Origin of the sequence: Mesosutterella porci (assembly GCF_022134585.1) — a bacterium.
GTDB lineage: Bacteria > Pseudomonadota > Gammaproteobacteria > Burkholderiales > Burkholderiaceae_F > Mesosutterella > Mesosutterella porci.
Window position 1 is genome coordinate 24,663 of the sequence record NZ_JAKNCT010000011.1, and the last position, 23,973, is coordinate 48,635.

Here is a 23,973-nt window from a genome sequence, read left to right on the forward strand (position 1 = left end):
TGAGTGATTTTCCCCTCGGGGGGAAGCGCCTGGCAAACAGAATACAATGCTGTTGCTGTTCATCCTTCCGCCTGCTGAACATTTCTCTGCTGACAGGCAGAGGCTATTTTCCATCAAAAGGACACTACCATGGCCGCTGTTTCGAGCATGACGGGCTATGCCACCGTGCAAGCCCCTTCCCCCGCAGGCCTCCTCACCATAGAGCTGCGGTCCGTCAACTTTCGCTTTCTGGACCTCGCGCTAAAGCTACCCGATGAGCTCCGGCAGCTGGAGGGACCGATCCGCGAGGCAATAGGCACCCGCGTGCACCGCGGAAAAATGGAATGCCGCATTTCCTTGAAAAGCAGCGAGGCGGCGGACAGCGTCCGGCTAAACCCCGTTGCTGCGGCCAGACTTCGTGCGCTTCAGGACCCCGTCCTGGAGTCATTCCCCGAGGCCGAGAAACTCTCCGTTTTCCAAATTCTCAATTACCCGGGCGTTCTCGCTGTGCCTGAAATCAACGCCGAGCAGCTTTCGCGGGATGTCCTTTCCGCGGTCGGCTCTGCGCTCGAGTCCTTCACCGCTTCAAGAGCCCGCGAGGGAGCAGCCCTGGCCAAAGTTCTGCTCGGCTACTGCGACACAGTGGAAAAAATCACCCGCAGCATCGCGGCCCGGGTGCCCGACATCCTCAAAAACATGAACGACAAGCTCGAGGAGAGGATGCAGGAAGCCCTCGGGCGGTCCCTGAGCGAAGCCTCAAGCCTCACCAAGGAGGAAGTGAACGAGCGCATCAAAAGCGAACTGACGCTTTACGCGCTCCGGATGGACGTGGCCGAAGAGATCAACAGGCTGATTACGCACACCAACGAGGTTCGCCGAGTGCTGTCGGCAGGCGGTCCAGTCGGAAGGAGACTGGACTTTCTGATGCAGGAACTTAACCGCGAGGCCAACACGCTGGGCTCCAAGGCGGTCGCCATCGAAATGACGAATGCGTCGCTCGACCTGAAGACCACCATCGAGAAAATGCGCGAGCAGATCCAGAACCTTGAGTAAGACGCGGTTTACCCTGCGCTTTTGCCAGCGTAAAATGCCGTCATTCATCCATTGCTGAGCCGCTGTCGCCTGGCGCGGCTCAGTCATTCTTTACTGGACCGATACGGCATGGCTACCGCCCAAAACACTGGCCTTCTGTTTCTTGTTTCCGCTCCGTCCGGGGCGGGCAAATCTTCCCTTGTGCACGCGCTGATCGAAAGCGATCCCCGGGTTCATCTTTCCATTTCCTTCACCACGCGCGGCATCCGCCCGGGAGAAGCCGACGGCCGCGACTACAACTTCATTTCCCTCGAGGAGTTCGAGCAGCGCAAGCAGCGCGGCGAATTTCTGGAATGGGCCTTCGTTCACGGCAATTACTACGGGACGAACAAGCTCTGGATCGAAAAGGAACTGTCCGCGGGCCACGACGTGATGCTCGAAATCGACTGGCAGGGGGCTTTCCAGGTGAAGAAAATATTCCCCGGCGTCATCTCCACCTTCATCCTCCCGCCTTCCATCGAGACGCTGAAACAGCGCCTGGTCGGCCGGGGCACGGACGCTCCGGAAGTCATTGCCAAAAGACTCAGCGGCGCAGGGGCCGAAATAGTTCACGCCCCGCAGTTCGACTACGTTATAATAAACCGCGATTTCGATCAAGCAGCCCGTGAGTTGCAGTCCATTGTTGCGGCAGCAAGGCTGCGCTTCTCCCAGCAGAAGATGCGGAATCGGGAGCTTTTCTCCCGCCTCGGCGTTCCCGGCTGATCGGGGTCGGCGTTTTTTTATTTTAGAGATTGTGAATAATGGCTCGTGTTACCGTTGAAGACTGTCTGGAAAAGATTCCGAACCGTTTTGAGCTAGTGCTCTGCGCTTCCTACCGCGCCAGGCAGATCGCTCAGGGCTACGCCCCTAAGATCGATGCGAAGGACAAGCCGACGGTGGTTGCGCTGCGCGAAATCGCCGAAGGGCTCACCGGCAAGGAAATGCTTGACAAGGTTCCCCGCTGAGCGTTTGTCCGTCCTGACAATAAAAAGGTCCTGTGCGAAGATATAGCTCAGGACCTTATTTTTTCAAGGGAGCCTTTTTTGACAGAACAAAAAGCGGCGGACATCCGCTCCCGAAGCTTGGAAACAGAACAAGAGCCGGAGCAGGACGACCTGCCCCTGTACATGAGGCCGGCCGAAGTCAAGATCGTTTCCGCAAATGACCTTCTGAACCGCTGCCGCCTTTATCTGTCCGAAACTGACTGCCAGACCATCCTGCGGGCCTACCGATACGCCGACGAGCATCATCTCGGGCAGTTCAGGAAATCCGGCGAGCCTTACATCACCCATCCTCTGGCAGTCGCCTCCATTCTGGCGAGCTGGCACATGGACTGCGTGACCATCCAGGCGGGCCTCATGCACGACGTGCTGGAAGACACCGGCGTTTCCAAAAAGGAGATGGCGGAACTCTTCGGCATCGAAGTGGCCAACGTCGTTGACGGAGTCTCCAAGCTCGACAAGCTCAAGTTCCGGAGCGTTCAGACCGCTGCGGCGGAATCCTTCCGCAAGCTCCTGCTCGCCATGGCCAAGGACGTGAGGGTCATTCTGGTCAAGCTGGCCGACCGCGTGCACAACATGCGCACGCTGGGAATCATGAGATTCGAGAAGCGGTGCCGCATTTCGCGCGAGACGCTTGACATCTACGTCCCCATCGCCCACCGCCTGGGCATGAACCACGTCTTCAGGGAACTGCAGGAACTGGCCTTCCTCAACATGCACCCCGTGCGCTACCGCGTGCTGCACGACGCTGTCCTCAAAACAAGAGAAAAGCGCAAGGAGATTCTGGAGCGGATACTGCAGGAAACCCGCAGGGCGCTCCCCAAGGCAGGGATCCGCGCCCGAGTGCTCGGCCGCGACAAAACCCTTTACGGGATCTACAACACGATGCGCGACAAGCACATCGGGTTCAGGGAAGCCCTAGACATCTACGGCTTCAGGGTCATCGTGAAGACCCGGGAGGAGTGCTACCTGACGCTCGGTGTTCTGCACGCGCTCTACAAGCCAGTGCCCGGGCGATTCAAGGACTTCATCGCCATTCCGAAAACCAACGGGTACCAGAGCATCCACACCACTGTGATCGGACCGAACGGCACCCCGATCGAGTACCAGATCCGCACCGAAGAAATGCACCGGATCGCCGAGTACGGCATCCTCACCCACTGGCTGTTCAACGACGACGGGGCCAGCGCGAACGAAATTCAGGCCAGGACCACCGCCTGGCTGCAGTCCCTGCTCGAGATCCAGCGCCAGAGCACGGATTCGTCTGAGTTCATCGAAAACATCAAAATCGACCTGTTCCCCGACCGCATCTACGTCTTCACCCCGAAATCAAAGATTATTTCCTTGCCCAAGCGCTCGACGCCCATCGACTTCGCCTACCAGATTCACACCGATGTGGGGAACCACGCTGCGGCCTGCCGAATCAACGGCGTCGAAGCGGAGCTCACTCAGGAGTTGCACAACGGGGACATGGTCGAAATCACAACCGATCCGTCCGCAACACCGCGGCCTGAATGGGTCAAGGCGGTGGGCAGCGGCAAAGCCCGGGCGGAAATCCGTCAGTTCCTGAGAACTATGAAATTCGCGGATTCCGCGAAGCTCGGCTTTGATCTGCTCAAAAAAGCCGGAGAAGACATCTCCCTGGATATTGAACAGATTCCTCCCGCCATCTGGGAGTCCATCCAAAAGGAAATAGGGGCCTCCAGCCGGGACGAATTCCTTGCCGACCTGGGGCTGGGCAAATACGTGGCCGAAGCAGTCGTCAACCGGCTTGCCGTTCTCATGAACACCCGCGAATCCCTCGAGGAAGGGCAGAGCACGGTGCTGCAGAAGACCGTGGAAGTGACAGGAAACGAAGGCATGGCCGTCACGCTCGCCTCCTGCTGCCACCCCATTCCCGGCGATGAAATCTGGGGCTTCATGAGACCGGGTAAAGGGCTTTCGATCCATCGCACGGAATGCAGCCACACCGTAAAGGGGAAGGCCTCCGACCCCGGGCGCTGGATGACCGCCAAATGGGCCGCAGTGCCGGCTTCCGCCCGATTCCGCGTCCCGGTGGACATCACCGCCGTCAACGAGCGCGCCACAGTGGCGGCCTGCATCACCGCCGCCGCCGAGGAGAATTCCTCCATCGTCGGGCTGACCGTCGACCAGGGAAGCGGCAGCACCTGCTACCTGCACCTGATGGTCATGGTCCACGACCGACTGCACCTGGCGCGGGTGATCAGGCGGCTCTCCCACGTTAAGGACATCCAGGAGGTCCACCGCCGGACATCCGAGCATTTCAAGGGATCGGCTGCAGGGGCAGCCGAAGAGCAGAAATCCAGCCTGACCTCCCAGCTGAACTCCGAGGATCTCTACGCGGACAGGTCCGGGCAGTAATCCATGTTGAGAAAAGACTTCAATTTATACAAAATACGCCCGAGCTATATCCTCAAGCCGAGGGGCAAGCACATCAAGCTTTTTTATTACGTGCGCTGCGCACTTCGTAGCCTCACCCCGCGCTTCCTTCTCAGAATAAAAAAAGACCGCCTTCTCAATTCGCTCGCCACCCGGCCCGACCGCAGGGAAATCCTCGAGCGCGCCGCTTACTACAACAAGCTTTGCTCGCGCTTTCTCCTGCCGGCGCAGGCCGCAGCGGCAGGCAACATAAAAAACGGAGGCAGCAACTACGCGCGGGATGCTTACGAAATCCTTCGCTTCTTCAGCCCTGAGGAAAAAATCGCCACCGCCTTCGGCGACAACACGCGCGTCCCCGCCGTTCCTTCCATCTGCAAATCCCGTCCCATTGACGGCGACAACGCCAACTGCGTCCTGCTGAACCTGAACAAAATCCGGCATTTCGTATTTCTAAAAGACCATATCCCGTTCGAGCAAAAGTCCGACCTTGCCATTTTCCGCGGCGCGTGCTTCCAACCACAGAGAAAGCGCTTTATGGAAATGTACTTCGGGCGCCCGTTCATCGACTGCGGAGACACCCGTCGCAGAGACAAGGTGACTGAGAACCCCGAGTGGCACAAGCCCCTGATCACACTCTATGACCACCTGAAGTACAAGTTCATCCTGTGCATTGAAGGCAACGACGTGGCCACGAACCTGAAATGGACCATGTCTTCGAACTCGGTGGCGGTCATGCCCCGCCCGCGCTACGAAACGTGGTTTATGGAAGGCCGGCTGATCCCGAATTACCACTACATCGAAATCCGGGACGACTTCAGCAACCTGGAGGAAAAGCTCCGCTACTACATTGCGCATCCACAGGAAGCGAAGGCGATCGCACGCCACGCCAATGAATGGGTGCGGCAGTTTCTCGATCCGGACCGGGAGCTACTGACCGCCCTGCTGGTGATGCGCAGGTACTTCGATCTCGAGGACTGAAGGCCGCGGGGAATCGACCCCCGGAGCGCACAACCTGGATCCGGGCTAAGATTTTTTTACTTCATGCCGCCTGTTCGTTTTTATACACACCAATGCCTTCAGAGAGCATCGACCTGAGCGGCGCGCCCTTCATCGGCAGGGGTGGTGCACAAAAAAGTCTCCCAGAAGCCCAGGACGCGGCATCAGGCTCGTCTTCTCCTTGCCTGACACAGACATCGGGCGCGAGCCGGCGTACAGGGCATGCCCGCTGCTGCGCCGCCCTCAGGGCACGCGCCACTGGCGCCGGGGCCTGGAGGAAATCTCCGAGCATTTTCCCGGGATAGAGGCAGCAGTTCTTTGAGCGGGCAGGAGCCGCGCCTTGCGGCCCCCTATAATAAGTCAATTACAGGTTCTTCAGTCAGATAAGAGTCGATTATGAAAATAGCAGTCGCCGGCATCGGCTATGTGGGCCTCTCCAACGCAGTGCTGCTGGCCCAGCACAACGAAGTTGTAGCCCTGGACGTGGTCCCGGAGAAAGCGGCGCTCATTAACGCAAGGGAAAGCCCCATCGTCGACCCGGAAATCGACAGGTTTCTGGCCCAGGCCGATCTGAATCTCACGGCTACGACGGATCCCCGAGCGGCTTATGAAGGGACGTCCTTCGTCATTGTCGCAACGCCGACCAACTACGACCCTGAGACCAACCATTTCAACACGCGCTCCGTGGAATCCGTGATCGGCGACGTCCTCAGGATCAACCCCGGGGCCACCATCGTCATCAAATCCACCATTCCGATCGGATACACGAAAGCGCTCAAGGAGCGGCTTGGAGTGAGCAACATCATCTTCGTGCCCGAGTTCCTTCGTGAAGGCAAGGCGCTCTACGACAATCTGTATCCTTCGAGAATCATCATCGGTGATTCGACTCCCAAGGCGCACGAGTTCGCCAGGCTGCTGCTGGAGGGAGGCAGGAAGAAGGACACGCCCGTTCTTTTCACCGGCTCGACTGAAGCCGAGGCCATCAAGCTTTTCTCCAACACCTATCTCGCCATGCGGGTCGGGTATTTCAACGAGCTGGACTCCTTCGCGGTGCGCAAAGGACTTAACACCCGGGAGATCATCGACGGAGTGACCTTGGATCCCCGCATCGGCCATTTTTACTGCAACCCCTCTTTCGGTTTCGGCGGATACTGTCTGCCGAAGGATACCAAGCAGCTGCTCGCAAACTATACCGACGACGCTGTTCCTGAGCGCCTCGTCCGGAGCATCGTGGAGACCAACAGAATCCGCAAGGACTTCATTGCCGAGGAAATACTGAAGAAAAAAGCCGGCAGAATCGGCGTCTACAGGCTCATCATGAAATCCGGATCAGACAATTTCCGCGAATCGAGCATCCAGGGCGTCATCCGAAGGCTCAAGGCGAAAGGCGCAGAACTGCTCATCTACGAGCCTACGCTGAAGACGGACGAGTTCGAAGGAATCCCGGCCACCCACAGCCTGGAGAAGCTCAAGCAGGAGTGCGGCCTCATCATCGCCAACCGCTGGAACGACGAGCTGGAGGACGTCCGCTCCAAGGTCTACACCCGGGACATCTTCGGCAACAACTGACGCCGGGCGATGCGGGCCGCTAAGGCCCGGCGATTATTTCCGGGGGGACTCGCCGGTGTATTTGACCTCGAGGATCTCGATGGTCTCGACGCCCCTGGGGGTTGGCAGCCGGACCTCGTCTCCCTCGTGCGCCCGCAGCAGCACCCGGGCTATCGGGCTGATCCAGGACACGTCGCCTTTGTCCGGGTCCATCTCATCGATCCCCACTATACGCACCGTGCGCTCGGTCCCGGTCGAGCTCTCCTCATAAGTCACCGTTGCGCCAAAATACACCTGATCGGTCGGGGGACGGTTCCGGACATCAACCACCTGAGCCGACTCAATGCGCTTGTTTAAAAAGCGGATCCGCCGGTCTATCTCGCGAAGGCGCTTTTTCCCGTACTGATAGTCCCCGTTTTCCGATCTGTCGCCGTTGGACGCAGCCCAGGAAACAATGTTCACCACGGACGGGCGCTCGACGCGCACCAAGTTTTCCCTTTCATCGAGCATGCGTCTGTAGCACTCGGGGGTCATGTAGTTAGGCGCATGGGCAGGCAGCCCTGGAAGGCTTACTTCGTCCTCATCCTGTTCTTCAGCCATGGTGAATCCGTCTCAGCAACGAAAAAAGTCCGCTCGGGTTGAACCGACACGGACTTTTTAAAAAATGGGGTGGGAGGTCGGACTCGAACCGACGACAACCGGAATCACAATCCGGGACTCTACCAACTGAGCTACACCCACCATAAAATTTGCTGGTCCGCCCGGCAGGATTCGAACCAGCGACCCTCTGCTTAGAAGGCAGATGCTCTATCCAGCTGAGCTACGGGCGGATCGATCGCAACCTGCAGACCTTCGGTCTGGTCGGGGTGAAGAGATTCGAACTCCCGACATCCTGCTCCCAAAGCAGGCGCGCTACCAGACTGCGCCACACCCCGAGAGAATTGAATTATACATAAAACCAACCGAAAATCAACTTTGAGAAAGTTTTCTGTCTTCCGGAAAGACCATGGAGAACACAGATCCCTTCCCCGGCGTGGACTTAATTTCCAAGCGCCCCCCGTGCCTGATCATGATGTGCTTCACAATCGCCAGCCCGAGCCCCGTGCCGCCGGTGTCCCTCGAGCGGCTCTTGTCGACCCGGTAGAACCTTTCGGTAATCCTCGGTATGTCCTTCGGGTCGATGCCTATGCCGTCATCGGCCACCGAAAGAACAAGCCCCCTGCCCGCCCCGGCATCCTTCCAGTCCACATGGATGTGCCCATTGTGCGGCGTGTAGCGAACCGCGTTGGACACCAGATTGGCCAGGGCGCTGCGAACCTCCGCCTCATTGCCCTTCAGCCGGCAGGGCTGCGCGCTCCAAGTGATCTCATGGTGTCCGCCTGAGACAGCCCGGCCCTCTTCCACGGCCTGCCTGAGCAGGCTGTCCATATCAATCTCGTCATCTGCAGGCTCCTCAATGCCCTGCTCGAGCCGTGAGAGCGTGAGCAGATCCGACACCAGGTTGCTCATCCTGTGAGCCTGATCCTGCATAAGGGCGAAATGCTCCCGGTCCATGCAAACTTTTCCGTCAGCCGCACCGGCCCCGGCAAGCTCCAGGAACCCACTGATCACAGTGAGCGGGGTCCGCAGTTCATGACTCACATTTGCGACAAAGTCCTTCCTCACCGAGTCGAGCCGCTCCCGCTCCGTGACGTCATGGGACAAAAGCACGATGTTCTTCCTTCCCAGAACTGTCACACGGATCTCGAGCGACACCGCCCGGTCGGCAAATGTCAGCATAAGGGCCTTGGAAAAATCCCCCTTCTCCAGATAAGACGCGAGCGGGGTGTCCTTGAAAATATCAAGGGCCGAACGTCCGTGGTCGGTTTCAGGGTCGATACCAAGCTGCTTTTCCGCAGCCTCATTGCACCAGTCCAAAAGCCATCCCGTCTTGATCAGCACCACTCCGTCGGGAAGAGTCGAAAGCGTCCGGCGGTAGCGTGTTTCGCGGGATTTCATCTTTTTCGTGTTTTTCTCAAACTGGATCCTGTTCTGGCGAAGGCGCTCCAGAACCCTATACCAGCTGTTGTACTGGCTCACTTCGGGGATTTCTGCCAGCGAGGGCTTTTCCAGCCAGCGCGTGATCCAGTCGATGCGGCGGAAATCGATGAAAAGGAAAAGCAGTGAGCAGGCCAGGGCTGCGGCCAGTCCGTAAACGAGATCGAAGCTCAGGGCGAACACGAGTCCGGTCAGGAAAATCGCGGATACGATGCCGAGAAAGATAAGCATCTCCGACAGAGTCTCTCTCACATTCATAGCCGCAGCTCCTCCTTTAACCGGTCAGTGCGGATTCACGACTCGATAGCCCAAGCCTCTCACGGTTTCCACCATGCTGCAGGCCGAGGTTTTAGCGAGCTGCTTGCGAAGCCTCAGGATATGGACGTCTACCGTTCTCTCATCAATTTCATCAGACGAATCCCAAATCAGCGAAAGCAGCTGCCCGCGGCTGAAAACGCGGCCGGGATGAAAAGCCATGAGAAAGAGAATTCTGAACTCAATCACGCCCAGCCGGATCTGTGTGCCGTCCACCAGGGCTTCGAACCTTTCCTCATTCATCGCGAGCGGACCGATCGAGACCTCTTTGCCGGAGGATTTCCCGCCCTCGGAGGAGGAACGGCGGCGCAGTACCGCCCGGATCCTCGCCACAAGCTCTCTGGGGGAAAAAGGCTTGACGACGTAATCGTCGGCGCCCACCTCAAGGCCGCTCACGCGGTCGGACTCGCTACCGCGCGCAGTCAGCAGAATGACCGGCACATTGGAATAGTTCTCTGAAGAGCGAAGCCTCACAAGCCATTCGAGGCCGGAGCATCCCGGCAGCATCCAGTCCAGGATGATGAGATCGGGCACGGAGCTTCTCAGCTGCTGGTCCGCCTCTTCCGCACTGCCGGTCTGAACGGCGCTGAAGCCGGCTGTCTTGCACGAGAACGCCACCAGCTCGCTGATCGCGCGTTCATCTTCAACTATGAGAATTTTTTCCATTTGCTTAATTTTTCCGCTGCCTGAGCGTCGAGGCAATTTCCTCGGCCAACCTCCTCGCCTCGGCTTCCTCCGGAGCCTCGACCATGATCCGCAGCACCGGTTCCGTGCCCGAGGGGCGGATCAGGACGCGCCCCCTGCCCTCCAAAAGGCTGTCTACCTTCGCCTTGGCCTCGAGCAGCGGCTTTTGCTGCATCCAGTCAAATCCTGGCTCGAGCCTGCAGTTGATGAGAACCTGGGGGAGCATGTGCAGATCCGCTGTCAGCTCCGCAAGGCTCTGGCCGGTCCTGCGCATGGCAGAGAGCACCTGCATGGCCGTGACAATGCCGTCGCCCGTGGTCTGCCGGTCGAGACACAGCACGTGCCCCGAGCTCTCTCCGCCGTACAGCCAGCCTTTTTCCAAAAGCTTTTCCACAACGTAGCGATCCCCCACCTTGGTGCGCTCGAAAGGAATGGAGAGCTCGCGCAGCCGTTTCTCCAACCCGTAGTTGGACATCAGGGTTCCCGCCACGCCCTTCACCGGATGCTTGCGCAGCCGGTCGCAGACGATGATGTAAAGCAGCTGGTCTCCGTTGTAGACCCTGCCCTCCGCGTCCGCCATGATCAGGCGGTCCGCATCACCGTCAAACGAAAGCCCCACATCGCAGCCGGCCTTGCGCACCCGGTCAGACAGAGTCTCCGTATGCGTGGCTCCGCAGTTGAGGTTGATGTTGAGGCCATTCGGATGATTGTTTTCAACCGTCACGATGGCGCCGAGCTCGTGGAATACCGCGGGGGCGACCTTGTATGCCGCTCCATTGGCCGTATCGAGGTAAAGCTTCATGCCTTTGAAGTGCACTTTCCCCGAGATTGTCGATTTGCAGAACTCGATGTAGCGCCCCTGGGCGTCGTCCAGCCTCACGGCCTTTCCCAGCTGGTCGCTGTCGATGCTCTGCATGCCCCGGTCAAGCTCAGACTCGATCTCCTGCTCGATCTCATCGGGCAGCTTCAGCCCCTCGGAGGAGAAGAATTTGATGCCGTTGTCCGTATAGGGGTTGTGCGAGGCGCTGATGACAACTCCTGCCGTGAGACGCAGGGCCTGCGTCAGGTAAGCCACTGCCGGGGTGGGGATGGGGCCGCAGAGTACGATGTCGACTCCGGCGCTAGAAAAGCCTGCCTGCAGGCAGGCTTCCAGCATGTAGCCAGAGATACGGGTGTCTTTTCCGATCAGCACCGTCGGATGGGCGTCTTTGCTGTGCCGCGCAAGAACCAGGCCGGCCGCATGGCCAAGACGGACCACGAAGTCCGGAACAATGGGAAACGATCCCACTCTCCCTCTTACACCATCCGTACCGAAATAACGACGGGCCATAATCCAGCTTCCTATTGTTTGTTGTCAGACGAAGAACGAACAGCCTGCAGCACCTTGATCGCCTGGATGGTTTCCGCAACGTCATGCACGCGCACGAGCTGTGCACCCCGCTCGATCGCGATTAGAGCTCCTGCAACCGATGCGGCTACCCTCCGGGCAGGCACCTCGACTCCCGTGACAGCCCCCAGGCTGCTTTTACGCGACAGAGCCATCAAAAAGGGCTGCCCCTCTTTCACGAAGCGAGACGTTGCTGCCAGTATTTCAAAATTCTGCCGCACCGTCTTGCCAAAACCGAATCCAGGGTCCCAGCAGATGCGCGCCGGGTCAACCCCCTTGGATTCTAAAAGCGTTTGCCGGGCTTTCAAATACCCGATGATTGACTCTATTAGCGAACCCTCGCCGGCCTGGCGCCTGTCCTCCTCGGCCGCCTTCCAGCCGTGCATGATGATCAGCCCCGCATCTGTCGAAGCCGCCGCATCCAGCGCTCCAGGCTCCGTAAAGGCCCTCACATCGTTCAGGATGCAGGCTCCGGCCTTCACGCTCTCGAGCATCACCGAGGCACGGCTCGTATCCACGGAAACCGTGCAGCCCTGCCTCGACAGCGCCTCCACCACGGGGATCACCCGATCCAGCTCCTCCTGCTCTGACACCGGCTCAGCGTTGGGGCGGGTGGACTCGCCCCCGACGTCGACGATATCCGCACCCTGCGCCACCATCATGCGGCCCCAAGCGACGGCGCTCTGGAAAGAGTTGTGCTCGCCGCCGTCCGAGAACGAATCCGGCGTGACGTTGAGTATTCCCATCACCAGAGGCTGGTCCAGGGAGAAATTCCGGCTTCCACACTGCCAGTGACGAACAACAGGCATAAGAGTTCTCCTTGCTGCAAAAACAATTTTCTTCCACCAGCCCGCAACCCCGGGGACTGTGGATACCGGCCAAAGCCTCCCGGATCTCGCTTAAAGGAAAAGGCCCGGCGCCGGTTTCAAACCGGCCGCTCAGGCCTTCTTGCGGTCTGCCAGTACGGGGTCAGCTCACGCCGGTTTTTCAACACTGCCGGCAGGCCTCAGCGACCCTCGCCCCCGTTCTGGCTTTCATTGCGATCCGGGGAGTCGGACGGACGGGGAGCCGGAGCCTCCAGCTTAGCCGCCCCCGCTGCGCCATCCCCGGCGGCCGGAGCGCTGTGAGCCGTCCTTTCCGCGTCCACCTTGGGCTGGTCGCCGGATTCCACCTTGTGAGGAGGACGAACCGGGCGGCCGGCCATGATGTCATCGATCTGGTTGCTGTCAATGGTCTCCCACTCCAGAAGAGCGGCGGCCATGGCCTCCATCTTGTCGCGGTTGCTCTCGATGATCTTCCGGGCGAGCGCATACTGCTGGTCCAGAATGCGGCGGATCTCGTTATCGACCCGCTGCATGGTCGCCTCAGAAATATGCTGGGTCTTGGTGACGGAGCGGCCAAGGAAAACTTCACCCTCCTTTTCGGCGTACACCATCGGCCCCAGATCAGGGCTCATGCCATAGCGGGTCACCATGTCGCGGGCAAGAGACGTCGCCCGTTCGAAGTCGTTGGAAGCGCCCGTGGTCGCGTGATGCATGAACACTTCCTCAGCAATGCGCCCGCCGAACAGGATGGCGATCTGCGTGAGGATGTACTTGTCGTCATAGGAGTAGCGGTCCTCGGCGGGCAGCTGCATGGTCAGGCCCAGCGCGCGGCCGCGGGGAATAATGGTGACCTTGTGAACCGGATCCGCGTTGGGCAGGCTACGGGCGACCACGGCGTGGCCGGATTCGTGGTACGCCGTGTTACGTCTTTCTTCCTCGGTCATCACCATGCCCCTGCGCTCCGCCCCCATCATGATCTTGTCTTTGGCGTTTTCAAAGTCAACCATTTCGACAAGACGCGCATTTCTCCGTGCAGCGAAAAGCGCCGCCTCGTTGACGAGGTTCGCCAGATCCGCACCGGAGAAACCGGGAGTCCCGCGGGCGATGATGTCTTCGCGGACATCCTGGCCGATCGGCACCTTGCGCATATGAACCCTCAGAATCTGCTCCCTGCCGCGGATGTCCGGCAGAGGAACGACCACCTGGCGGTCAAAGCGCCCCGGACGCAGCAGCGCCGGATCCAGAATGTCAGGGCGGTTGGTGGCCGCAATGACGATGACGTTGGTGCCCGTTTCAAAGCCGTCCATCTCAACCAGCATCTGGTTCAGGGTCTGCTCTCGCTCATCGTTCCCCCCGCCGAGTCCCGCGCCTCTCTGGCGACCCACGGCATCGATTTCATCGATGAAGATGATGCAGGGGGCGTTCTTCTTGGCGTTTTCAAACATATCGCGGACACGGGCTGCACCGACACCCACGAACATTTCCACGAAGTCCGAGCCTGAAATGGTGAAGAAAGGAACGCCCGCTTCGCCGGCTATCGCCTTTGCAAGCAGCGTTTTGCCGGTTCCCGGAGAACCCACGAGAAGGATGCCGCGCGGAATATGACCGCCAAGCTTCTGGTATTTCGAGGGATCACGCAGAAAATCCACCACCTCACGCACTTCTTCCTTGGCCTCGTCGCAGCCGGCCACATCGGAGAAGCGCACCGTGTTGTTGGAGCCGTCGAGCATGCGGGCCTTGCTCTTTCCGAAGGAGAACGCACCGCCTTTGCCGCCCCCCTGCATCTGGCGCATAAAGAAGATCCACACGCCGATGAGAAGAAGCATGGGGAACCATGACACAAAGATCGTCGTCCAGACGGAGGGCTCCTCCTCGGCCTTGCCGTAGACAGCCACGCCCGCCTTGCGAAGATCCTCCACCATCCACAGATCGTTCGGAGAAGTGATCTGGTATTCGGCCCCGGAGTTGGGCTTCACAAAAATCTTGTGCCCCTGAATGTCGACCCGCTTTATTTTCCCAGCCTTGGCGTCATCCATGAACTGGGTGTAGCTCGTGGTGTCGACAGCTGCCGTGGTACGGTTGTCGAACTGTTTGAACACCGTAAATAAAACGACGGCAACGAGGACCCAGACCGCTACGCGTCCAAGCAATTTATTATCCAAAGCCAAACTCCATGCATAAAAAGCTTTGCCGGTGCAGGCATACCTTGCCAGGCTCAACAGACAGAACCGGCTATTTACTGGCTGTCGATTTATAAGCCTAATGGAAAAAGCGGCTGATGGGGAGACCGCCAAACTGCCTTTAACCCTAGCACTTCCGCCGCGCGGGCAGGGCTGCTACTTCAATCCCCTGGCGACAATGTACTGCTCGGGGGATGAATCCCGGCTTGCTTCGGGCTTCAGGGCGTGAACCTTCACAAAAGAGCGCTTCACGGCCTCCACGAACTGGGAATAGCCGGAGCCCTGGAAGGCCTTCGTGATGAAAAAGCCGTTTTTCTTGAGGTGTTCCAGAGCAAAATCCAAGGCGAGCTCGCACAGCAGCATTGAGCGGGCCGCATCACTCGCCGCTATGCCCGAGAGGTTGGGCGCCATGTCCGACATCACGACATCGACCCTGTCATCGCCGACGATCCGGGCGAGCTCGTCACACACCGACTGCTCACGGAAATCCCCCTGCAGAAACGCCACGCCGTCTATCGGGTCCATGGGAAGAATATCCATGGCGACGATGCGCCCCGAGAGCTTCCCATCCCGGCCGGTCAACAGCTTTCTGGCGACCTGAGACCAGCTGCCGGGAGCGGCGCCGAGGTCCACAACGGTCAGTCCCGGCCGGAAAATGTGCTCCTTTTCGTTGATCTGTATAAGTTTGTAGGCAGAGCGAGCGCGATAGCCCTCTTTCTGCGAGAGCTTGACCCAGCGGTCCGTCAGGTGCCGCTCAAGCCATGCCCTGTTTGAGCGAAGTTTTTTGGTGGCTACCGGCATTGCGACTCCTTCGAAGCAGCTTACTGCTTAGCCCCCATCGCCTTTTTCACAAGCCTCCCGCGCTTCGGATGAGCCCTGCGGACAGGCTTTTTAGCCTGCGCCAGGCGCTTCTTGTCCGTCTTCAGGATCTTTCCGCCCCGGCTTCTCGGCTTGCGCGCCTCCCGATCCGGGCGCTGTTCGGTCTTCTCTTCGTTCTTCTGCTCGGGAATGGGGCGCCAGACGGTCACCGTTTTGCCGATCGCCTGAATGAGCGCAGCGTTCAGCTGGTCAAGTATTCGGGCGATGATCTCCGAGCGTGCCTCGCGGTCGTCGCCGGGAATGCGAATCTTGACAAGGCCGCGGGCATTCATTGCCTTGTCTATCTCCTTGAGCACCGCCTCCGTGAGGCCGTTCTGCCCAAGCAGGACCGCGGGGGCCAGGTCGTGGCTCTGAGCCCTCAGCTTCAAGCGTTCGTCTCGATCAATAATGAGTTCAGTCATAGCAGGCCCTCGCGGCGGCACCAGTCAGATATAGCGGACAGACAGGATTTCGTAATCAATATCGCCGCGGGGCGCATGCACCACCACTTCATCGCCTTCAGACTTGCCGATGAGCGCCCGGGCGATAGGGCTGGAAACGGAAACCTTGTTGTGTTCGATGTCTGTTTCGTCAACGCCGACGACCTGATAGGTCACTTGCTTGTCCGTTTCGACATCAACCAGCGTCACGGTGGCGCCGAAGACAACCTTCGAGCCGGCATTGAGAGTTTTAGGATCAATGACCTGAAGGGCGGGAATCCTCCCTTCCAGCAGCGCTATCCGGCCCTCGATAAAGCTCTGCTTCTCACGGGCCGCGTCATACTCTGCGTTTTCAGAAAGATCGCCTTTCGAACGGGCCTCCTCAATAGCGGCCACAACCTCCGGGCGATCCACCCGACGCAGATGGTCGAGCTCAGCCTTCAGCTTCTCAGCCCCGGCCACGGTTATAGGAATTCGTTCCATTGTCGTTCAATCCTTTCCAAGCGTAAAAAACTCTCCTGCCTGCAAGGCGGCAGGCAGGGGAATTAAAAAATTAAAGAGGAAAAACCTTCGGCCGGCTTCGCGCGGAAATCCATCCGTCCCGTCAGCTAAAGGCGGGACGCGTCTTCGCGTCTGCCGAAAGTCATCGTTTCACAAGTACATGCTATTTTGCACGTAATTTTCCCGCATTGCAAAGACTCAAACCGCTTCCTGCGGCCGGGCTTACTCGGCGTCGGGATAATTCTGCGGATCCCTGAGCCGCTCCGTGATCTCAATCAGGATATGGATGACCTTGATGTGCAGCTCCTGGACACGGTCGGCGTATTTCCCGGCAGGGGTCACTATGGCGATGTCAGAGGCCTGGGCGAGCGGGGAATTCTCCCTGCCCGTCAGGCCGATAACCTTCATGCCCTTTGCCCTGGCCGCCTGCGCTGCCAGAAGAATGTTGCGGCTCGTGCCGCTCGTGCTGATGGCGAGCAGGACGTCGCCTGGCCGGCCGAGCCCCTCGACATACCTCGCGAACACCTGCTCGTAGCCGTAGTCATTGCCCACGCAGGACATGTGGGAGGCGTCCCCCATGGAGACTGCAGCGTAGGGCCTCCGGTCATTGCGATACCGGCCGGTCATCTCTTCCGCAAAGTGCATGGCGTCGCAAAGACTTCCGCCGTTGCCGCAGCTCATCACCTTGCCGCCCTTGTCCATGGACTCCGCGAGAAGGCGGCCGGCGCTGGCTATGGCTGCCAGCATCTCCGGGCGGTTGCGCAGAGCCTCCAGCGCGCTCGCCGCATCGCTGAGATCCCTAGCCACGACTTCTGTCAGATCTTCTTTCACTTGTTGCGCCTCATGCGTGTAAAAGCTGGTGAAGGGATTATAAGGAAGCCCCCGGCGGGCCGCCCGGGGACTTTCCTGCGCTCATATCCTTTCGGTTCTCGCCGCCGAAGCCTTGGGCTGCCAGCGCATCAGGCGGGATTCTGCCAACCCGACGAACCAGTCGAGAATGACAGCAAACAGCGTGAGCACAAGGATTCCGGCCATGACGGTATTAATGTCGAAAACCCCCTCGGCCTGAAGAATCAGATAGCCAACGCCGCGGGCCGACCCCAGATACTCGCCGATCACGGCGCCCACGAAAGCCATGCCCACCGAAGAGTGCAGCGAGGAAAACACCCAGCTCATGGCCGACGGGAGGTACACAGCCGTCAGCAGCTGCGTGCGGCTCGCGCCCAGCATCCGGACCGAGTTGAGGACGTTCACGTTGACTTCCCGGACGCCCTGGAACACGTTGAAGAACACAATGAAAAACACGATGGTGACGCCGAGGGCGACCTTCGAGGCAGGTCCGAGGCCGAACCAGACTGCAAAAATAGGCGCCAGAATCACGCGCGGGCAGGAATTGAGGCCCTTGATGAAGGGATCCGCGATGGCAGCGGCCCGGGGGGAAAGGCCCAGCCACAGACCCACGAGAAGGCCGGAAACCGTGCCGATGCCGAAGGCAAGCACCGTTTCCCAAAGGGTGACGGCGAGATGCTCGTAAATGTCGCGGTCAACGACGAACCAATTCCAGATTCTCTGGAAGATAACGACCGGTTCGCCAAAGAAAAACGCCGCCTGCGTGTCACTGTCGAAAAAGAAGGGGGGGATGAGACCCGGTTTGGTCATCGCCCACCAGAACACAAAGACGGCAGCGAGCAGAACCAGCTGCCAGAAATGAAGAATCCACTTGTTTTTAAACATGTCCTACTTTCCCTGCCGACGCTGGCTCTGCCGCTCGTAACCCTTGAGAACCTCCTCGCGGAGCACGCTCCAGATCGCCCTGTGAAGCGCAACAAAGCGCGGATCCGCGCGCACTTCCGTCACGTCTCTGGGCCGGGGAAGATCAATGACAAACTCGCCTATCGGATGAGAGCCCGGGCCGGCTGACATGACAATCACCCGGTCGCTCATGGAGATGGCCTCATCCAGGTCATGGGTGATGAACAAAACAGCCTTTTTCTTGGCCGACCAGAGATCAAGCAGCAGGTTCTCCATGAGCTGCCTTGTCTGGATGTCAAGCGCGGAGAAGCTTTCGTCCATCAGAATGATGTCGGGGTCCATGATGAGCGTCTGGGCCATGGAGACCCTCTTGCGCATGCCGCCGGAAAGATGGTGCGGATAGCGGTCTTCAAAACCGGCCAGCCCCACCTTCCTCAGCCACTGCTTGCCGCTTTTTTCGGCTTCGCTTTTGGGCACGCCCTTGAATTCGAGTCCCGCAATGACATTGTCGAGAGCGTTTCTCCAGGGCATCAGGTTTTCCGCCTGAAACATATAGCCGGCTCTTCTGTTGAGCCCGATCAGCGGCTCGCCGAAAATGCGGATGGTGCCGTGCGAGGGCTGGAGCAGCCCGGCCGTCATGTTGAGAATTGTGGATTTGCCGCAGCCCGTGGGCCCCACGATGCTTACAAATTCACCCTCGGCGATATTCAGATTGACATCCTTGACCGCCGTATAGTGCTCTTCGTTTTTTCCGTCTTCGGAAACATACGTGCAGGCCAAGTCTTTAATTTCGATGGCAGGAGTTTTCATTTTGCTTTCAGGCAGCGGCGGCAGCCCGGGCTGAACGTCCCGGGGCCGCCGCCTGATTGTTCCTTATCAGCGATAGCGCTTGTTGGCGGCTTCCGCAAAGCGGTTTGTGAACGTCGCCGAAAGGTCAATCCTCGCGTTGGCGATCTGCGGATTCACGGTGGCAAGAGCCCGCTTGGCGGTCTCAGGAGCCTGGGCCGGAATCAGTCCGTCCTTCGACAGGGCCGGCCTGTTGGCGAGGAACGACTGGATGTAGAGCTTGCGGTTGCCGAGCTGGTAGCTCTGGGGAACGACTTTAAGCACGTCCTCCGGCTTCGCCTTCGCAATCCATTTGTCGGCGCGGACAATGGCGTTGGCAATGGCCTGAACCGTGTTGGGGTTCTTTTTAATGAACGCTTCAGGGGCATACAGGCAGCCCGCCACCATCGGCCCGCCGTAGAGCTTATCGCTCACATTGACCTTCCGGGTATCCACGGCGACGGTGATTTCCTTGTGCTCCATCAGCATGGAGATCACGGGGTCGAGCTGCACGAAGGCGTCCACCTGACCGGAACGGATGGCGGCTATCGCTCCCGAGGAAGTGCCGATCCCAATGAAGGAAACCTGGGAGGGCTTGATGCCGGCGGAATGCAGGCAGAAATTCGCCATGATCTGCGAGGAGGAGCCCGGAGCAGTCACGCCGATTTTCTTGCCCTTCAGATCGGCGAGGCTCTTGTAGTGCTTCATCGTGTGGTTGTTGATGGCGAGGACGCACTGGGGAGCGCGCCCCTGAAGCACAAAGGCCTGCATCCTCTGACCGCGGGTCTGCATCACCACGGTATGTTCAAAAGCACCCGAGCAGATGTCGGCCGATCCGCCGACGACAGCCTGCAGGGACTTCGAGCCGCCCTGAAAATCGATGATCTCGACATTCAGGCCCTCGTCCTTGAAGTAACCGAGGCCTGCCGCGACTGAAAGCGGGAGGTAGTAAATCAGCTGGCGGCCGCCTACGGCAATCTTGACGCTTTTTTTCTCAAGGGAAGCGGCGCCCGCCGTTCCAAAGGGGAAGGCGGACAGTGCCGTCGCTGCGGAGACGGCGGTAAGGAACTCACGGCGGGAAATGCTCATTTCATTCTCCAAAGTGCTGGCTGCTGAACCATCAATAATAAAAAAGCGGATACACAACTCGCTGATGCGATCCGTGTATCCGCTGCTTGAAACTGTTTAACCGACTGTTAAATCAAATCGGCAACCTCTTGTTACGCAACGACACGGCGCGCAGACAGCAGCGAGCCGCGTAGTAGCAGCAGGGACAGCAGCAGACCGGCGGCACACGCGGTGCTGCAGGCGAAGACTGCTGAAATGTGGCGGATGAATTCCATCCTCAGTCCCTGAACTAAAAACAATGTATCGGACATTATACCTTTTTCACCCGTTTGGCAAAAATTAGGATATTTTGCCTAATTATTCAGAGGAAAAGGTTTCATGCCGCGAAATAACCGCCTGCGCCACAGTGGCCACGTCCGTGTACTCAAGCTCCACGCCTGAGGGAATTCCGCGCGCGAGCCGTGTCACCCGGACATCGGGGCGGTGCCGGGCAATGGCGCGGGCGATGAAGTGTGCGGTGGCGTCGCCCTGAGCCGTGAAGGAAGTGGCGATGATGACCTCCTTCACCCCTCCCTGCTCGACTCTCTCGAGCAGTTTTCTGAAGCCAAGCTGCTCGGGCCCGATGTCGTCAATCGGGGAAATGCGCCCCCCAAGGATGAAGTACAGCCCCCGGTAGGCAAGGGAATTTTCTATCACCAGTTGGTCGGCGGGAGTCTCCACCACGCAGATTTTGTCCCTTTCGCGGGACTCGTCGGCGCAAATCGGGCAGAGCTCTGACTCGCAGAGCGTGTTGCAGACCGGGCAGTGATGAACCTTCTCAACCGCCTCCTGCAGCGCTCCGGAAAGCGAGGCGGCCTGGGCGCACCCATCCTCCATCAGCAGGTGAAACACAATGCGCTGGGCGGAAAGCGGCCCGATGCCGGGCAGAGCCCTGAACGCGTCAATCAGCCTCTGGACGCTTGGGCTTAAAACGGGCACTTTGACCGGCCCTCCGCTCAGAACCTCATCCCGGGCGGCAGAGGCATCCCGGCCGTGGCCTGGCGCATGCGCTCCTGCGTCGTGGCCTCGACCGCCTTAAGGGCGGAATTCACGGCTGCGGTCACCAGATCCTCGATCATGTCCCGGTCCTCTTCATACAGAGAAGGATCGATCTGAATCTGGCGGCAGTCATACTTGCAGGTCATGGTCACCTTTACAAGGCCGCCTCCCGCCTCGCCGGTGACCACGATTTTCCCCAGCTCGGACTGCAGGCGCTGAATGTTCTGCTGCATCTTGGCCGCCTGGGCCATCAGTGAATTGAAATTTCCTTTCATGCTTCTTTCCTTTTGTTTCGAGGATTCTCCGCAGCCTCGAGAGGCCTTACGGTGTCTTCCAGCACCACGCCGCCGAAGCGCTTCATTGCGTCCCGAACCACGGGGGAGTCCTTAAAGCTCCGGACTCTGGCCGCGTGCTCGGCGATCTTAGCCCTGTTTTCCTGATTCCACACGGTGTCGCCCTGCGCCGCTCCCTTCTCAAAGGTCACGGTGAAGCGGTGCCCGAAATGGCGGGAAAAAATTTCTTCAAGCGATTTCCTGATGCTGTCCGTGGAAAGACTGCTCAGGTCGTTGCGCAGCACCACTCCGGTTCGGCGCAGCTCGACACACTGGGAGCGGGTGGCCGCCTGCCGCTCCACTCCGCCAAGATTCACCGCTGCTAGCAGTCCTCGCCAGTTGAGCTCCTGGGGCTCGGCGGAATAATCCGCAGGAGGTTCTTCCTCAACTGGCCCGCCCTGTTCCCAGGGCGGCACCTCCTCGGTCGGCAGCGGAGGCGCGGGCGGCAGATCCGGCTCCGCAGTGTTCTCCCCGGCAAGGGCAGCCGCTCCCTGAGAAGCCGGATTCGCAGGTCTTTTCGGGGCCGGCGGTGCGGCGTCAGGAAGGCTCTCCCCGCCTTCCCGGGACGGCTCCCGGGCAGGCTCCCGGGCCGCCAGACGGGCCGCCGCGCGGCTGCCTGCAGGCTTGAACGCAAGCATCCGTAGCAGCGTCATCGTAAAGCCGGCGTACTCGTCGGGCGCAAGGTGCAGATCGTTGCGGCCGTTGATGACGATCTGGTAATAAAGCTGCACCTCTTCGGGAGAAAAGTCCTTCGCGAGCGAAAGGATGTCCTTTGCCTCAGGATCGTTCTGGACGGACTCAGGAACACGCTGAGCGATGGCCACGCGGTGCAGCAGCCCGGCCAGGTCGCGGAGCCCCTGGGCATAGGAGAAGCTGCGCTCGCCCATCCGGTCCGCAATGCCGATCATCGCGGCGGCATTCCCCTTCTTTAGATCGCGCAGCAGCTCGACCAGCACGGAGGAGTCCACTACGCCCAGCATCGACTGAACGGCCTGCAGCGTGATCTTTCCATCCGAGAAGGCTATGGCCTGGTCGAGCAGCGACAACCCGTCGCGCATCGAGCCGCGCGCCCCCGCCGCGATCAGGCGCAGGGCGGCGGGCTCGGATTCGATTTTCTCGATTGAAAGGATGTGCGAAAGGTGCCCGGCCACTTCCTGAGGAGACATGTTCCTCAGATTGAACTGCAGGCACCGGGAGAGCACAGTGACGGGAACTTTCTGGGGATCCGTCGTCGCCAGAATGAACTTGACGTAATCCGGGGGCTCCTCCAGAGTCTTCAGCATCGCGTTGAAGGCCGTGTTCGAGAGCTGGTGGACCTCATCGATCATGTAGACCTTGAAGCGGGCATTGGTCGGCGGATACATGGCCTGTTCGAGCAGCGCCGTCATTTCCTCCACGCCACGGTTGCTCGCTGCGTCCATCTCGATGTAATCGACGAAATGCCCTTCATCGATCGCCCGGCACGATTCGCAGACCCCGCAGGGCTTGTCCGTGATGCCGCCCTTGCCGTCGGGACCCGTGCAGTTGAGACATTTGGCAAGGATGCGCGACAGGGATGTCTTCCCTACCCCCCGCGTGCCGGTGAAGAGATATGCGTGGTGCAGCCTTTTTTCCCGAAGAGCATGTCTCAGCGCCTTAACCACATGCTCCTGGCCGACCACGTCGTCAAAATCGCGCGGCCGCCATTTTCGGGCTAGAACTTGATAAGACATCTGCTGGTCCTTGTTTTTTTCCCCGCAACCCGCCCACCGAGACTCCCGCGATGACTGCGGATAGAGCGGGAAGGCCGCTTCATTTATTGTAGCGGGGGGAAGGAAAGAGCCCGCGCACCCGGAGTGCAGATACAAAAATGGCGAGCCTTATCCTCGGCACTGCTGGCACTCCACTATGGCTGCTTCGTTCCCGACCTGACCAGATTCGTGGCGCCCGCATGCGAGGGGACCCGCCGACCAAGCATTGTACACGATCGCCGCGGGTATTCCAAAAGCGGGAGAGACCACCGCCCGCAGGAGGCCGGGCGGGAGCCGCATGCGGCGCACCTCAAAGCCAGGCTGCCGCATTCCGGGGAGCCGGACCCGGCCGCAAAGCTGCATGGGGTATATAAAAAATAAAAAAATTCAATCATTTGGCATATCATTGTCGGCTTCTTATCCCGCCCGGATCCAAATTCGCGGGAATCCGCCCTGAACGGGGAGAAAATCCGATGCTGTCCGCCTGAAAGTGCTACTATGCACCACGCACGAAGTTTTTTCACTGCGGATCCATTCCGCGGGTCCGTTCATCAGTTATCTGTCAGTAAGCCGTCCGCCCGCTGTCAACGGCGGAGATCCTTAAGTGTTAAGTGTCCGGATTGCCGGCTTATCTTTACCCAAGGAAAACCATTATGTCCTTCACTAACGTCACTGACGACACCTATGATGCCGAAGTCCTTCAGGCTTCCATGACGACGCCTGTTCTCGTTGATTTCTGGGCTCCGTGGTGCGGCCCCTGCAGGATGCTTTCCCCCCTGATCGAGGAGGCCGGGGAAGAATTCAGCGGAAAGATCAAGGTGTGCAAATACAACTGCGACGAGTCCGGCAACATAGCCGCTGAACTCGGCATCCGCTCCATCCCGACGGTCATCATCTATCGCGACGGCAAGCCCGTCGCCACCCAGGTGGGCGCCGTCAACAAGGACCAGCTCACGGACTGGATACAGTCCAATCTCTAATTTCCCTTCTTCCTTCTTAAACTGCGG

The 23,973-nt window shown here is 59.2% G+C and carries 23 protein-coding genes, 3 tRNA genes and 1 other RNA gene; 7 read left to right on the forward strand and 20 right to left on the reverse strand.

The annotated features are described in order from the left end of the window. Positions 1-129 precede the first annotated feature (129 nt). From MAF45_RS09055 to MAF45_RS09080, 6 genes are all read left to right on the forward strand, one after another. The gene (locus MAF45_RS09055; RefSeq protein ID WP_237979616.1) at positions 130-1,032 is read left to right on the forward strand and encodes a YicC/YloC family endoribonuclease; all 903 of its coding nucleotides are present in this window, start codon (positions 130-132) and stop codon (positions 1,030-1,032) included. 108 nt (positions 1,033-1,140) lie between these two features. Further along, a complete protein-coding gene (gmk, locus tag MAF45_RS09060) occupies positions 1,141-1,773 on the forward strand; it encodes a guanylate kinase (protein ID WP_237979619.1) in 633 nt (210 codons plus the stop codon). Between the two features lie 38 nt (positions 1,774-1,811). Further along, positions 1,812-2,015 carry a DNA-directed RNA polymerase subunit omega gene (gene rpoZ, locus MAF45_RS09065; RefSeq protein ID WP_237979631.1) on the forward strand — a complete coding sequence of 68 codons (204 nt, stop codon included), beginning with the start codon at positions 1,812-1,814 and terminating at the stop codon, positions 2,013-2,015. Positions 2,016-2,132: 117 nt separating this feature from the next. Beyond that, positions 2,133-4,433 (forward strand): RelA/SpoT family protein, encoded by a 2,301-nt coding sequence (locus MAF45_RS09070; RefSeq protein ID WP_237979633.1) that lies wholly within the window; start codon positions 2,133-2,135, stop codon positions 4,431-4,433. A 3-nt stretch (positions 4,434-4,436) separates the two neighbouring features. Further along, entirely contained in the window at positions 4,437-5,429 is a 993-nt protein-coding gene (locus tag MAF45_RS09075; protein ID WP_237979635.1) for a glycosyl transferase family 90, read from the forward strand. Positions 5,430-5,843: 414 nt separating this feature from the next. Then, on the forward strand, positions 5,844-7,016 hold the full coding sequence (locus MAF45_RS09080) for a nucleotide sugar dehydrogenase (RefSeq protein WP_237979647.1): 1,173 nt from the start codon (positions 5,844-5,846) through the stop codon (positions 7,014-7,016). A 33-nt stretch (positions 7,017-7,049) separates the two neighbouring features. Here MAF45_RS09080 and greB read toward each other — a convergent pair whose 3' ends face one another. The 20 genes from greB to ffs form a co-directional block, all read right to left on the reverse strand. Continuing rightward, positions 7,050-7,595 (reverse strand): transcription elongation factor GreB, encoded by a 546-nt coding sequence (gene greB / locus MAF45_RS09085; protein ID WP_237979668.1) that lies wholly within the window; start codon positions 7,593-7,595, stop codon positions 7,050-7,052. A 65-nt stretch (positions 7,596-7,660) separates the two neighbouring features. After that, positions 7,661-7,736 (reverse strand) — tRNA-His (locus tag MAF45_RS09090). Between the two features lie 12 nt (positions 7,737-7,748). Continuing rightward, positions 7,749-7,825, reverse strand: a tRNA-Arg gene (locus tag MAF45_RS09095). A 28-nt stretch (positions 7,826-7,853) separates the two neighbouring features. Next, positions 7,854-7,930: transfer RNA gene (locus tag MAF45_RS09100), tRNA-Pro, on the reverse strand. Between the two features lie 34 nt (positions 7,931-7,964). Then, a complete protein-coding gene (phoR, locus tag MAF45_RS09105; protein ID WP_237979670.1) occupies positions 7,965-9,290 on the reverse strand; it encodes a phosphate regulon sensor histidine kinase PhoR in 1,326 nt (441 codons plus the stop codon). A 24-nt stretch (positions 9,291-9,314) separates the two neighbouring features. Continuing rightward, the gene (locus tag MAF45_RS09110) at positions 9,315-10,013 is read right to left on the reverse strand and encodes a response regulator (protein ID WP_237979671.1); all 699 of its coding nucleotides are present in this window, start codon (positions 10,011-10,013) and stop codon (positions 9,315-9,317) included. Positions 10,014-10,017: 4 nt separating this feature from the next. Next, the gene (gene glmM / locus MAF45_RS09115; protein ID WP_237979673.1) at positions 10,018-11,361 is read right to left on the reverse strand and encodes a phosphoglucosamine mutase; all 1,344 of its coding nucleotides are present in this window, start codon (positions 11,359-11,361) and stop codon (positions 10,018-10,020) included. 11 nt (positions 11,362-11,372) lie between these two features. Then, on the reverse strand, positions 11,373-12,227 hold the full coding sequence (gene folP, locus MAF45_RS09120; RefSeq protein ID WP_237979676.1) for a dihydropteroate synthase: 855 nt from the start codon (positions 12,225-12,227) through the stop codon (positions 11,373-11,375). 197 nt (positions 12,228-12,424) lie between these two features. Beyond that, positions 12,425-14,404: an ATP-dependent zinc metalloprotease FtsH gene (gene ftsH / locus MAF45_RS09125; protein WP_237979687.1), complete on the reverse strand. Its 1,980-nt coding sequence runs from the start codon at positions 14,402-14,404 to the stop codon at positions 12,425-12,427. A gap of 174 nt (positions 14,405-14,578) precedes the next feature. Further along, the gene (locus MAF45_RS09130; protein WP_237979689.1) at positions 14,579-15,223 is read right to left on the reverse strand and encodes an RlmE family RNA methyltransferase; all 645 of its coding nucleotides are present in this window, start codon (positions 15,221-15,223) and stop codon (positions 14,579-14,581) included. Positions 15,224-15,243: 20 nt separating this feature from the next. Then, on the reverse strand, positions 15,244-15,702 hold the full coding sequence (locus MAF45_RS09135) for a YhbY family RNA-binding protein (protein WP_237979691.1): 459 nt from the start codon (positions 15,700-15,702) through the stop codon (positions 15,244-15,246). A 24-nt stretch (positions 15,703-15,726) separates the two neighbouring features. Continuing rightward, complete coding sequence (gene greA / locus MAF45_RS09140; protein ID WP_237979693.1) at positions 15,727-16,203, reverse strand: transcription elongation factor GreA; 477 nt, start codon at positions 16,201-16,203, stop codon at positions 15,727-15,729. A gap of 240 nt (positions 16,204-16,443) precedes the next feature. Further along, positions 16,444-17,052 (reverse strand): D-sedoheptulose 7-phosphate isomerase, encoded by a 609-nt coding sequence (gene gmhA, locus MAF45_RS09145; protein WP_237979704.1) that lies wholly within the window; start codon positions 17,050-17,052, stop codon positions 16,444-16,446. Positions 17,053-17,133: 81 nt separating this feature from the next. Continuing rightward, a complete protein-coding gene (locus MAF45_RS09150; protein ID WP_237979706.1) occupies positions 17,134-17,955 on the reverse strand; it encodes an ABC transporter permease in 822 nt (273 codons plus the stop codon). Positions 17,956-17,958: 3 nt separating this feature from the next. Further along, positions 17,959-18,783: an ABC transporter ATP-binding protein gene (locus MAF45_RS09155; protein ID WP_237979708.1), complete on the reverse strand. Its 825-nt coding sequence runs from the start codon at positions 18,781-18,783 to the stop codon at positions 17,959-17,961. 66 nt (positions 18,784-18,849) lie between these two features. After that, positions 18,850-19,887: an ABC transporter substrate-binding protein gene (locus tag MAF45_RS09160; RefSeq protein WP_237979720.1), complete on the reverse strand. Its 1,038-nt coding sequence runs from the start codon at positions 19,885-19,887 to the stop codon at positions 18,850-18,852. A gap of 336 nt (positions 19,888-20,223) precedes the next feature. Then, entirely contained in the window at positions 20,224-20,844 is a 621-nt protein-coding gene (gene recR, locus MAF45_RS09165; RefSeq protein ID WP_237979732.1) for a recombination mediator RecR, read from the reverse strand. Between the two features lie 17 nt (positions 20,845-20,861). Beyond that, positions 20,862-21,179, reverse strand: a complete 318-nt coding sequence (locus MAF45_RS09170) for a YbaB/EbfC family nucleoid-associated protein (RefSeq protein WP_237979741.1) — start codon at positions 21,177-21,179, stop codon at positions 20,862-20,864. After that, positions 21,176-22,948 carry a DNA polymerase III subunit gamma/tau gene (gene dnaX, locus MAF45_RS09175; protein WP_237979753.1) on the reverse strand — a complete coding sequence of 591 codons (1,773 nt, stop codon included), beginning with the start codon at positions 22,946-22,948 and terminating at the stop codon, positions 21,176-21,178. The genes MAF45_RS09170 and dnaX overlap by 4 nt, the downstream gene beginning before the upstream one ends. Positions 22,949-23,084: 136 nt before the next feature. Further along, positions 23,085-23,183, reverse strand: an RNA gene (ffs, locus tag MAF45_RS09180) — signal recognition particle sRNA small type. A 436-nt stretch (positions 23,184-23,619) separates the two neighbouring features. Here ffs and trxA point away from each other — a divergent pair. Next, complete coding sequence (gene trxA, locus MAF45_RS09185) at positions 23,620-23,946, forward strand: thioredoxin (RefSeq protein WP_237979755.1); 327 nt, start codon at positions 23,620-23,622, stop codon at positions 23,944-23,946. Positions 23,947-23,973 lie beyond the last annotated feature (27 nt).

Coding starts and splice junctions, on each gene's coding strand:
- MAF45_RS09055 (WP_237979616.1), top strand. CDS start 130: ATGGCCGCTGTTTCGAGCATGACGGGCTATGCCACCGTGCAAGCCCCT.
- gmk (WP_237979619.1), top strand. CDS start 1,141: ATGGCTACCGCCCAAAACACTGGCCTTCTGTTTCTTGTTTCCGCTCCG.
- rpoZ (WP_237979631.1), top strand. CDS start 1,812: ATGGCTCGTGTTACCGTTGAAGACTGTCTGGAAAAGATTCCGAACCGT.
- MAF45_RS09075 (WP_237979635.1), top strand. CDS start 4,437: ATGTTGAGAAAAGACTTCAATTTATACAAAATACGCCCGAGCTATATC.
- MAF45_RS09080 (WP_237979647.1), top strand. CDS start 5,844: ATGAAAATAGCAGTCGCCGGCATCGGCTATGTGGGCCTCTCCAACGCA.
- greB (WP_237979668.1), bottom strand. CDS start 7,595: ATGGCTGAAGAACAGGATGAGGACGAAGTAAGCCTTCCAGGGCTGCCT.
- phoR (WP_237979670.1), bottom strand. CDS start 9,290: ATGAATGTGAGAGAGACTCTGTCGGAGATGCTTATCTTTCTCGGCATC.
- MAF45_RS09110 (WP_237979671.1), bottom strand. CDS start 10,013: ATGGAAAAAATTCTCATAGTTGAAGATGAACGCGCGATCAGCGAGCTG.
- glmM (WP_237979673.1), bottom strand. CDS start 11,361: ATGGCCCGTCGTTATTTCGGTACGGATGGTGTAAGAGGGAGAGTGGGA.
- folP (WP_237979676.1), bottom strand. CDS start 12,227: ATGCCTGTTGTTCGTCACTGGCAGTGTGGAAGCCGGAATTTCTCCCTG.
- MAF45_RS09130 (WP_237979689.1), bottom strand. CDS start 15,223: ATGCCGGTAGCCACCAAAAAACTTCGCTCAAACAGGGCATGGCTTGAG.
- MAF45_RS09135 (WP_237979691.1), bottom strand. CDS start 15,702: ATGACTGAACTCATTATTGATCGAGACGAACGCTTGAAGCTGAGGGCT.
- greA (WP_237979693.1), bottom strand. CDS start 16,203: ATGGAACGAATTCCTATAACCGTGGCCGGGGCTGAGAAGCTGAAGGCT.
- MAF45_RS09150 (WP_237979706.1), bottom strand. CDS start 17,955: ATGTTTAAAAACAAGTGGATTCTTCATTTCTGGCAGCTGGTTCTGCTC.
- MAF45_RS09155 (WP_237979708.1), bottom strand. CDS start 18,783: ATGAAAACTCCTGCCATCGAAATTAAAGACTTGGCCTGCACGTATGTT.
- MAF45_RS09160 (WP_237979720.1), bottom strand. CDS start 19,887: ATGAGCATTTCCCGCCGTGAGTTCCTTACCGCCGTCTCCGCAGCGACG.
- MAF45_RS09170 (WP_237979741.1), bottom strand. CDS start 21,179: ATGAAAGGAAATTTCAATTCACTGATGGCCCAGGCGGCCAAGATGCAG.
- dnaX (WP_237979753.1), bottom strand. CDS start 22,948: ATGTCTTATCAAGTTCTAGCCCGAAAATGGCGGCCGCGCGATTTTGAC.
- trxA (WP_237979755.1), top strand. CDS start 23,620: ATGTCCTTCACTAACGTCACTGACGACACCTATGATGCCGAAGTCCTT.